Genomic DNA, 9,019 nt, shown 5'->3' with positions numbered 1-9,019 from the left:
AACTCAAAAAGCCCAGAAAAAAAGGCAAGAAAAATGAGAAGCAAGAGCCAAGAAACCCCAAGATCACGGATGCCCCGGCCGTCAACGCGTCAAATGGCGCTGTCCCGCCAAAGTAGGCAAATGGGAGTGTCCCCATCCTTGTTCACCTTCCGAGTACGGAAGGACATTCTACACATCCACTTCGGATAATCCTCGTCTGTTTCCTCGCGTCAGGCGCGACAGCAAGGAATGGAAACAGCGATATGCCCTACGGACTGGAGTGGAGCGGTGCATCAAGCGTCAAAAGGTGGATTACAAACTCGAAGCCTCTGAAGGTCGCAGTTCCCGTCACTGGAACATTCGAGTCTACTTGATTGCCATGTGCCAACATGCCGACGCATGGTTGGAAGACGCAAGAAAAGCGAACCTTCCTTCACTGGACGAATGGTTTGCAAGCCAATTAGCTGCATAGTCACAGGGCTGTTCCATATTTTTTAAAAACCCGATATTGTTTGGTTATTTGGCATGCCCTTTTTTTGAAAATGCGTTCCACAGTTAAAAAATGGAGGATTTTTCAGCCACTCACCATTATTAGACTCAGAATCATGCCTCTAATTCCGAGCTACTATTCCTGATCAATTGCGTCAATATTTTCGGCCAGACCACCGTAGGTGATACGCTCATTGTTATTGCCGTAAGCTCTTCCAACAAATTCTTCAAGCTTGAATCCGTATTTTGTTTTCAAAAGTTTTCAACTCTTCCATTGACATTGCTTTTTTGAATGTGATCACTACTGGAAGATCCTTTTTATTTGATTTGGACAATTCAGATGCAATAGCTTTATTGTATTGTACAGACGCTGCAAGATTATCCCCGTCAGGAACTACGAATATTTCATTGTTCTTATGGCCGCGCTGTACTGCCGACAAAGTGTATCCCTTTGTTTGGGTCTTTTCACTGAACAAGGTAATTCTCTTGGTATGTTGAGATTCCTTTGGAGCAGCAAAGGCCTGATTCATCGGCTGGAAAGCAACTGCCTGTGAAAGATCATAGGGCTGCTAACAGAGATCTTCGTAAGCCCAGGTGTTGTATTCACCAGTAAAGCTATTTTTTGTGCTTGCATGAGAAGATCCTTCCAACTGCCCAGTTCCAGATTGTTTCTGATGGTCAAATGTTGTCCAAAAATAGTAATCATAGTTTGCTTGCATGGTTCTTGGATCGGTGGAGACCATCTCTAGCTCATCAATCAAGCCATCTTCGTTATCATCTTCATAATCGTATTTTGCGTTGGGGTAGTTACTCGTCTGATACGATCCATTCAACTGGCCATTGGCTCTAGCCGTATCCTTGACGTCAAGACCCGGATACCTGCCGTCGACATAAGCCTGCTTGATGCGGTCGATTCGCTCTTGAGTGAATTTCAAATTGGTCAGATCCATATCCAGCCAATCATATGTGGTGTTATTGACATACCGCCAGCACAAACGAAATTTTGAGAATGTTGAGGGCAATCCAGGCTCACATATCCGGTCTTCCTCCCCGGGAACCTGAAGCGCGAGATTCATCAAGAAGGTGGAATTACAAACTATGGTAGAGACGTTTTTTACATTCTCTGTTTACACGTATTATAAATAGTTATGGAAATATGCTGGACGAAACGATAAAAATCGGGATGTCCTGAAAGGATATTTTAGAAGTAAAGCTGAAGAATGGTGGTCCGATCCCCGAGCCGGTTCCTTGACTTTTCTACAATTTTTTGCAAAGATATGAATAAGGACTTCCCGATTATGCATACGCTAAAAAGACCGCAGGTGCTCGATACACCTATGGCCTGTACAATAGATTGCCCTCCGGGCAGTCGGCTCAATAGGATACGATCAGGAGATAGACCGCGTTCCTCTGGACAAGGGCGGCCTATTTCCGTTTATGGAACGACAGTATGGTAACGAGCAGCAGCCCGAACGAAATCATCAAAGAAATGGTTTCGTATACTGTCATGGCATCACCCCCTTTCGCAGGGGACTAGCCGACCACCCTTGAGAGCCGATTCTATTGTACAAGGAATATTGTACCAACCATTCAAGTGTCTCGCAATCGATTCTTCGAAAAACGCTTCAGTTAAATAAAGGGTAGAAAAATGGTAGAAAAAACGGTAATCTACCCTCTTGATTTTGTGTTTGCTGTAGAAAATTAAAGCAAGATAAAAATCCTTAGAAACCTTGTGGTTCTAAGGATTTTTTGTATTTGGCGGAAGCGTGTGGGAATCGAACCCACCTGAGACATCCCATGCCTCACGCTCGGTTTTGAAGTTTGAAAATCGCAGTTTTTTCGAATGTCACGGAATATCAATAAGTGTTAAAAATGTTGTTGTATCAAGGGGTATGTGCTTTCTAATTCTATTGATTAGTTTCCGTTTCTTTACCTTATGTTTGCAAATTGGTTTGCAGTTTTGTTTGCAATTCTTCTTTCTTGAACTGATGTCCTAATGGATCTTAATAAAGTTCAACTACGGAAGCAGTTGAGAGTCAGGTTTTTTCTTTGGAGTTAACAGGATCATTTTTATCTTCCAGAACATCCATGTCTTTGTTTTATCCGGTCAAAAGTAGAAGGAGAACTTTACTGATAAAATTGTAGGCTTACCAGGGTTGCCCTAACTCACTTTCACAAAGGGTAACCCCTTTTCTCATCCTATATGTGTAAGCAGATAATACTATCCGTAAAATGAATAATAAACCCGAATTTCGAAAGTAATGTAGCTTTAAATTACTAAAAAAGTGCCCCGATCTTTGGTAGAATGGTGTTTGACAAGAACAACATCAACCAAAGAAAGGAGCACCTTTTAGGTGAAGTCTACCACAAATACCTCCCAAATCAAAACTGAATTTACCCTAAAGAACGCCACTTCTTACGCCGTGGCAAGGTTGTCTTTGATTTCCTTGAGAAAATAGAGTTGGAAGCTGCCTTTCGACAACTCGACTGTGCCAAAGGCGGTAACTCCATGTGAGATTCGGCCAAATGAAGTTTCGTATACAACCCTATACCGGTTTCTCAAGCGAAACGGGGTACTTGATAAACCCATAGTGCAGGCGGCAGACCGGAAGCGATTCGCCTATGATACGGTCAACCAGCTCTGGCAAGGCGACTTGAGTGAAGGACCGTTTGTTCCGATGAATGGCAAGAAGGTCAAAACCTACCTGATTGCCTTCATTGATGACTGTTCTCGTGTAATACCTTTTGCGCAGTTTTTTGCTTCCGAGAAATTTGACGGCTTACGCACGGTGTTAAAGGAGGCACTGATTCGCAGGGGCATCCCCAAGATGATTTAAGCGGACTATACCGAAAAAAATACTATGCCGAAAAACCTTCCGATTCCCCAGTAAATGAAGCGTTTGCGGTAATTTTTTCGGCATAGTGTTTCGTTATTCCTCTCTTGTAAACTGAAATTGGACATGTAGTCCAAACTTACATGGGAGGATTCCATTATGAAAAAGAAAACCGCATTGGAAATCAGTGTAGAAAATGTTCTGGAGGAGTTAATTGACACAGGATACTGTCAATCCACGATTCGTTATTACAAAAAGGGTTATGACAGACTGTTAAAGTCTGCATCCACTATGCAAACAGACGCTTTAACTCATGCTTTGGCAGAGCATTTCATAAATGATTCTGCGCATACAAGAACCGGGCGATATTGCCCTTCACGCAAAAAGCTCCATAGTTCCTGCATAAGGAAGCTAAGAGAACACGAAGAAAAAGGTTATCTCGGTTGGCAACCAAGTAGGGAGAGTAAAGTGGATACGCCTGCAACTACTGAGTTCCAAAAACTTCATACCCGTTTTTTAACGTATCTTAAAGAAGAGAGAAAAAGCAAAAACACCTCCGATTCATCCGAAATATCTCCTGCAAATTCCTGATCTTCATTGAAAAATTAGGATATACGGATTTAAACGTCGTCCCCTTAGAATTCGTCCATAAGTTCTTCGATGAATTAAGAGGCACTTGGGAAGCTGGAAGTCTTCGAACGGCGGCCTCCGGATTAAGATCTTTCCTTCGTTTTGCAGAAAATGAAAGTAGACTTCTTACTGCTGTTCCAGACAAACTATTAAGGAAAAGAACAATCATTCCAGTGCTGACACTGGAGGAAGAGCAATCTATCTGGGATGTTCTAAAAACCGATGCCGTATCTTCAAGGGACAAAGCAATTATGGTGCTTGCGCTTCTTACCGGAATAAGAGCCGTGGATATATTGAACTTAAAGCTAGGCGATATCGATTGGCAGGGAGATATCATTCACATTTTCCAACAGAAAACGAATAAGCCCTTAGTTTTGCCGCTTCTTCCCGCAATCGGCAATGCCTTGGTAAGGTATATCATGAATGATCGACCTGAGTCGGATTCACCGTACGTATTTTTATCCTATAATGCACCACATCAACCACTGAAAGAACATTCGGCTTGTTACGCTATAGTGACAAAAATATTTGCACGTGCAGGTGTAAGGTCCGGCAATGAACTTAAAGGAACCCGTCTCCTTCGGCACCATGTCGCTTCGAAAATGCTGAGAAAAGGGGTAGCCGTACAAGCGATTTCATCGACACTCGGACATGTCAAACCAGATTCAACCGACATTTACTTAACGACTGACGAAGAGAAGCTACGTGACTGTGCATCAACTCTATCCATCATCCCTATGAAAGTGAGGGAACTTCAATGATGGAAAAAGCATATGTTAGCAAACTGGCTCCTTCCATGGAGGCTTTTGTGGCGTTTAAGCGTTCATTAGGATGGAAGTATGAAACGAGTGAATTTTATCTTCGTGAGTTTGATCGCTTCTGTGCGAAACATGAATCAGAGGGCGCCTCATTGAAAGAGATTGTCAAGAGTTGGGTGAGCTTGCGGGAAACTGAATGCTCGAACACCCAGCGAGTACGTGTGGCACCCGTTCGTGAATTCAGCAAATACCTCCAGTCCTCGAAGCACTCTTATGCGTTCGTTATCCCCAACAAAGTCTGCCGGAAGCAGACACGAACCATTCCACATTTCTTTACGAATGAAGAAATTATTCGATTTTTCAATGCATGTGATACGCTAACCCCTCGTAAGGAAAATCTTGTCCGCCATCTTGTCCTCCCCATGTACTTCAGATTACTTTACTGCTGTGGAGTGAGAACAAGTGAGGCGCGGCTGCTTCTGCGAAAAAATGTAAACCTGCATATTGGCTATATCGATGTTATCCATTCCAAAGGACCCAAAGACCGCAGGTTGTTTCTTCCGGAAGACCTTAGATTATTGTATTTGAAATACGATGCCGTCATAGATGACATATTTCCAGATCGAACATATTTCTTTCCGGTAAAATCCAATAGTTGTTACCAGAGTCAGTCGATTGGGCCAAATTTCAATAAGATATGGAAGTCTGCCGGTTTGGGTCATGAATCAGGTTCGAAGGCAAGAGCCTATGATTTCCGCCACCATTTTGCCTTTGCCACCCTTAATCGATGGATTGAGCAGGGAGCCGACGTAAATTCCAAACTACCATATTTAATGCGTTATATGGGACATTCCTCCTTAGAAAGCACTTTTTGCTACCTTCATCTTGTGCCTGAGTTTTTTTCAACGTTCTCCGAAAAGACAAAAATACTTGAGGGGTTGCTTCCGGAGGTGGGCTATGATGAAGAATAGTAAGAAACAGGCCGCACCAGATTTTTGGGCATATGCAAGAAGCTTTCTCCATACCTATTTGCCAAAGGTAAGAAACCTAAGCCAACACACCATAGCATCGTATAAGCAGTCCTTGACCTTCTATATTAATTACATGGAAACTGAAATAGGAATCGATCGTCAGAACATTACGTTCGACTGCCTAAGTAGAAAGCATCAAAAGCTTTCTCGTCTGGATGCATGAAGAGAAACATCTTGCAGACAAAACGTGCAACCTCCGATTAACCGCAATAAAATCATTCATGGAATATTGTGCAGACGAAGACATCACACTTGTTGCGGTTTACAATGATGTACGCAGTGTTCGCGGAATGAAAGAACAGAAGAAGCCCATAGCATATATGACGAATGAAGCTGTGGGCGCTTTATTGAATACTCCCAAAACCGATACAAAAAAGGGAAGACGCAATCGCATGATGCTCATCATGCTGTATGATACAGCCGCCAGAGCACAAGAACTTATAGATGTTACCCTTCGTGACCTGCACATTATTAATGTTAAGACGCCATTTGTAACTTTGACCGGTAAAGGCAACAAAAGCCGCAACGTTCCTCTAATGGAAAAAACCGTTGCGCACATCAAGCGATACCTTCAGGAATTCCATCCACATCCAACCACAAACGGTGAAAAACCGTTGTTCTATTCGATTAGGGACGGGAAACCTCGTGCCTTATCTACCGATTCATTGAATTTACTGCTTGGCCAATATGCAAATCAAGCGAGATTGGCTTGCCCTGAAATCCCACACCATGTTCATTGTCACTTAATAAGAAAAACAAGGGCTATGACGTTATACCGACAAGGCATGCCTTTGACAGTCATCATGAACTTGCTAGGCCATGAAAATCTATCTACCACATCGAACTTCTATGCTTTTGCAACGACTGAAATGATTCACGAAGCCATGAAGAAAACTAGTCCTGAAGCAGTAGTAGAATCACCAATTTGGAAAACCGAAGATGTTAAGAAGCTGATTTACAGTCTCGACTAAAAGCAAACACTATGCCGAAAAAATTACCGCAAACGCTTCATTTACTGGGGAATCGGAAGGTTTTTCGGTATAGTATTTTTTTCGGTATAGTCTGCACTATGACGAATTCGGCATAGCGTCGATAACGGCAAGATTTACCGCTCCGAGACCTTGCATTTCGCCTGTGCGAGCTTGGGTATACTCCTTACCCACACTCAGCCGTACGATGCCGCCAGTAAGGGCAAAATTGAGCGATTTTTCCGGACGGTGAAAACCCGGTTTTTCCCGTTGTTGAAAGCACAACCGGCCAACTCTTTGGACGAGTTAAACCAACGGTTTTGGAACTGGCTGGAAGAGGATTACCACCGGAAACCCCACGCCTCTTTGGCGGAGAAAACGCCGCTTGAGGTCTATCTCTCACAGGTGGAACACGTGAAGATGCTGGAGGAACCTGCTGCTTTGGATCCTGTATTTCTCAAGCGGGAGAGCCGCAAGGTGAAGCATGACGGGACCCTCTCTCTGAACGGACAACTGTACCAGGTTCCGGCCCGCTACGTGGGGCAGCGGATTGAGCTGCGGTATGACGAAAACGGCGTGCATGTATACGAGGAAGGCAAACCTGTCGCAACAGCGGAACGCGTGCATTTTGCCGACAATGCCCATGTGAAACGAAACCGTCCAAAACTTTCGTTTAAATCCGCTGTTGGAGAGGAGGAAGAGAAGAATGTATAAAGTGTTTTATTCTCTGTCCAAGTCCCCGTTTACGAAAGAGTTGAAGGAAACCGACTCGTATGCGTCCACATCGTTTACAGAAGCCACTGCCGCCTTGGAATTTCTGAAGAAAACCCGTGGTATGGGATTGCTGACCGGGGAGCCCGGGGCCGGAAAGACCTTTGCTCTACGGGTTTTTGCCGAGTCGCTCAATCCCTCTTTGTATAAGGTCATGTATTTTCCGCTTTCGACCGGAACGGTCATGGACTTTTACCGGGGACTGGCGATTTCTCTTGGGGAAGAACCGAAGTCCCGGAAAGTGGAGTTATTTCTGCAAATTCAACGGGCTGTGGAGAGTTTGTTTCGGGAACGCAAGATTACACCCGTGTTTATTCTAGATGAAATGCAGATGGCCAAAGATGTGTTTCTCAACGACCTGAGCTTACTCTTTAATTTCCGCATGGACTCTGAGAATCCCTTTATTCTGATTCTCGCAGGCCTGCCCTATTTGCGGGACCGGTTGATGCTGAACCAGAACCGGCCACTCGCCCAACGACTGATGGTGCGTTACAAGATGGAGGCACTGACCAAAGATGAGGTGGCGGGTTACATTGACCACCAAATGGGAGTAGCCGGTGCCAAACATCCGGTGTTTGACGAGTCGGCCAAAGAAGCGATTGCCGCCTCCTCACGGGGATGGCCTCGGCTGATTAACAACCTCGCCACCCACTCCCTGATTTACGGCTGTCAACTTAAGAGAGAGCAGATTGATGCCGAGATTATCCGCCTGGCGGCGGAAGAATTGGCGATGTAAGGGGGAAGACCAATGAGACGGAATACGACAATCCCTCGCACGGAAATCCGATACTGCAGAGAAACGGATCGCTGGTTGGTACACGGAATCGCACCAAAACCTATGCCAATGTATTGCGGCGAACAGCTATTCATTCTAGTAGACGGGAGGTACCTTCTATGCCGATTGGAACTGGACAGAGACTGGTATGTAATATTTGAAGACACTCGATTTTATTCACACAAACGAACCCACTACCAAGTGAGCTTCTTCTAGAGGAATCTGCTGATTCCTCTTTTTTCTAAATAATTTGCAAAGTTTGAGTGAAGGAATATGCAAATGTGAAAACCTCACTCTCCGAAAACCGAAATATCTTGGAAAATTGCCACATTGCATTGGATTTTCGCCCGATTTATTCTGAAGACGGCAGTCGGAAACAATGTGCTAATTCACAAGATTCTTCTCTATCTTGTAGTCGGCTGGTTGCTCGGCTGTGAACGATTGTTCCACTTCCGTACCCTTCAAAACGACTCTCTGATCAAGCGATTTTTAGCTGGACGGTGTCCACATCATTCCCTGCTGTACAAGGAATAACCCCTCTGTTATGGGGGCTGGTTTCGTATTGACAGGAAATGGAGCCTTCAGGTCAAGAGTAAGCGTCAAATCCTGCACACCTACAAAGCTGCTTTGCCCCATGAGATAATCTTCCTCAGAATGAAGCAAGGAGGATTTTTTTATGACACAAGCAGAGCTTAGAGAGGTATGGATCGCTCGGATCCAAGACTACCGGTCTAACGGAGAGCGTACTGCAACCTGGTGTGAACGCCACAAGGTTACGCCGCGC

Annotated in this window: 11 protein-coding genes and 3 pseudogenes; 11 read left to right on the top strand and 3 right to left on the bottom strand. The window is 44.5% G+C overall.

Going from position 1 to position 9,019, the window contains the following annotated elements:
• The first annotated feature begins 286 nt into the window (after positions 1 to 286).
• Complete coding sequence (locus ACFO8Q_RS01570; protein WP_380023782.1) at positions 287 to 451, top strand: hypothetical protein; 165 nt, start codon at positions 287 to 289, stop codon at positions 449 to 451.
• 586 nt (positions 452 to 1,037) lie between these two features.
• Here ACFO8Q_RS01570 and ACFO8Q_RS01565 read toward each other — a convergent pair.
• The gene (locus ACFO8Q_RS01565) at positions 1,038 to 1,418 is read right to left on the bottom strand and encodes a hypothetical protein (protein WP_380023781.1); all 381 of its coding nucleotides are present in this window, start codon (positions 1,416 to 1,418) and stop codon (positions 1,038 to 1,040) included.
• A 475-nt stretch (positions 1,419 to 1,893) separates the two neighbouring features.
• Positions 1,894 to 1,977: a putative holin-like toxin gene (locus tag ACFO8Q_RS01560; protein ID WP_380023784.1), complete on the bottom strand. Its 84-nt coding sequence runs from the start codon at positions 1,975 to 1,977 to the stop codon at positions 1,894 to 1,896.
• 1,004 nt (positions 1,978 to 2,981) lie between these two features.
• On the opposite strand from ACFO8Q_RS01560, the pseudogene ACFO8Q_RS01555 reads away from it, so the two are divergent.
• From ACFO8Q_RS01555 to ACFO8Q_RS01510, 10 genes and pseudogenes are all read left to right on the top strand, one after another.
• Positions 2,982 to 3,302, top strand: a pseudogene (locus ACFO8Q_RS01555) (IS481 family transposase); the annotation flags it as partial.
• 159 nt (positions 3,303 to 3,461) lie between these two features.
• Positions 3,462 to 3,893: a hypothetical protein gene (locus ACFO8Q_RS01550; protein WP_380023779.1), complete on the top strand. Its 432-nt coding sequence runs from the start codon at positions 3,462 to 3,464 to the stop codon at positions 3,891 to 3,893.
• A gap of 212 nt (positions 3,894 to 4,105) precedes the next feature.
• Positions 4,106 to 4,693, top strand: coding sequence for a tyrosine-type recombinase/integrase (locus tag ACFO8Q_RS01545; RefSeq protein WP_380023776.1), 588 nt, complete (start codon positions 4,106 to 4,108; stop codon positions 4,691 to 4,693).
• On the top strand, positions 4,690 to 5,661 hold the full coding sequence (locus tag ACFO8Q_RS01540; RefSeq protein ID WP_380023774.1) for a tyrosine-type recombinase/integrase: 972 nt from the start codon (positions 4,690 to 4,692) through the stop codon (positions 5,659 to 5,661). The genes ACFO8Q_RS01545 and ACFO8Q_RS01540 overlap by 4 nt, the downstream gene beginning before the upstream one ends.
• Positions 5,648 to 5,884 (top strand): site-specific integrase, encoded by a 237-nt coding sequence (locus ACFO8Q_RS01535; RefSeq protein WP_380023772.1) that lies wholly within the window; start codon positions 5,648 to 5,650, stop codon positions 5,882 to 5,884. The genes ACFO8Q_RS01540 and ACFO8Q_RS01535 overlap by 14 nt, the downstream gene beginning before the upstream one ends.
• 127 nt (positions 5,885 to 6,011) lie before the next feature.
• Positions 6,012 to 6,692: a tyrosine-type recombinase/integrase gene (locus tag ACFO8Q_RS01530; RefSeq protein WP_380023770.1), complete on the top strand. Its 681-nt coding sequence runs from the start codon at positions 6,012 to 6,014 to the stop codon at positions 6,690 to 6,692.
• Positions 6,693 to 6,809: 117 nt separating this feature from the next.
• Positions 6,810 to 7,403, top strand: a pseudogene (locus tag ACFO8Q_RS01525) (Mu transposase domain-containing protein); the annotation flags it as partial.
• The gene (locus ACFO8Q_RS01520; protein WP_380023769.1) at positions 7,396 to 8,196 is read left to right on the top strand and encodes an ExeA family protein; all 801 of its coding nucleotides are present in this window, start codon (positions 7,396 to 7,398) and stop codon (positions 8,194 to 8,196) included. The pseudogene ACFO8Q_RS01525 and the gene ACFO8Q_RS01520, both read left to right, overlap by 8 nt.
• Before the next feature lie 12 nt (positions 8,197 to 8,208).
• The gene (locus ACFO8Q_RS01515) at positions 8,209 to 8,451 is read left to right on the top strand and encodes a DUF5348 domain-containing protein (RefSeq protein ID WP_380023768.1); all 243 of its coding nucleotides are present in this window, start codon (positions 8,209 to 8,211) and stop codon (positions 8,449 to 8,451) included.
• A gap of 171 nt (positions 8,452 to 8,622) precedes the next feature.
• Positions 8,623 to 8,766 (top strand): annotated as a pseudogene (locus ACFO8Q_RS01510) (IS1380 family transposase); the annotation flags it as partial.
• Here ACFO8Q_RS01510 and ACFO8Q_RS01505 read toward each other — a convergent pair.
• Positions 8,725 to 8,871, bottom strand: a complete 147-nt coding sequence (locus ACFO8Q_RS01505; RefSeq protein WP_380023786.1) for a hypothetical protein — start codon at positions 8,869 to 8,871, stop codon at positions 8,725 to 8,727. The pseudogene ACFO8Q_RS01510 and the gene ACFO8Q_RS01505 sit on opposite strands and share 42 nt — an antisense overlap.
• Positions 8,872 to 9,019 lie beyond the last annotated feature (148 nt).

This window comes from Effusibacillus consociatus (assembly GCF_042652925.1).
Classification (GTDB): domain Bacteria; phylum Bacillota; class Bacilli; order Tumebacillales; family Effusibacillaceae; genus Effusibacillus; species Effusibacillus consociatus.
Note: the sequence above shows the minus strand (reverse complement) of the source record. Positions and strands in the feature narration are given on the sequence as shown.

Excerpts from the sequence above, each read along its gene's own strand:
- ACFO8Q_RS01505 (WP_380023786.1), bottom strand. The coding sequence starts at position 8,871 with ATGGGGCAAAGCAGCTTTGTAGGTGTGCAGGATTTGACGCTTACTCTT.
- ACFO8Q_RS01560 (WP_380023784.1), bottom strand. The coding sequence starts at position 1,977 with ATGACAGTATACGAAACCATTTCTTTGATGATTTCGTTCGGGCTGCTG.
- ACFO8Q_RS01530 (WP_380023770.1), top strand. The coding sequence starts at position 6,012 with ATGAAAGAACAGAAGAAGCCCATAGCATATATGACGAATGAAGCTGTG.
- ACFO8Q_RS01540 (WP_380023774.1), top strand. The coding sequence starts at position 4,690 with ATGATGGAAAAAGCATATGTTAGCAAACTGGCTCCTTCCATGGAGGCT.
- ACFO8Q_RS01515 (WP_380023768.1), top strand. The coding sequence starts at position 8,209 with ATGAGACGGAATACGACAATCCCTCGCACGGAAATCCGATACTGCAGA.
- ACFO8Q_RS01550 (WP_380023779.1), top strand. The coding sequence starts at position 3,462 with ATGAAAAAGAAAACCGCATTGGAAATCAGTGTAGAAAATGTTCTGGAG.
- ACFO8Q_RS01520 (WP_380023769.1), top strand. The coding sequence starts at position 7,396 with ATGTATAAAGTGTTTTATTCTCTGTCCAAGTCCCCGTTTACGAAAGAG.
- ACFO8Q_RS01535 (WP_380023772.1), top strand. The coding sequence starts at position 5,648 with ATGATGAAGAATAGTAAGAAACAGGCCGCACCAGATTTTTGGGCATAT.
- ACFO8Q_RS01565 (WP_380023781.1), bottom strand. The coding sequence starts at position 1,418 with ATGGATCTGACCAATTTGAAATTCACTCAAGAGCGAATCGACCGCATC.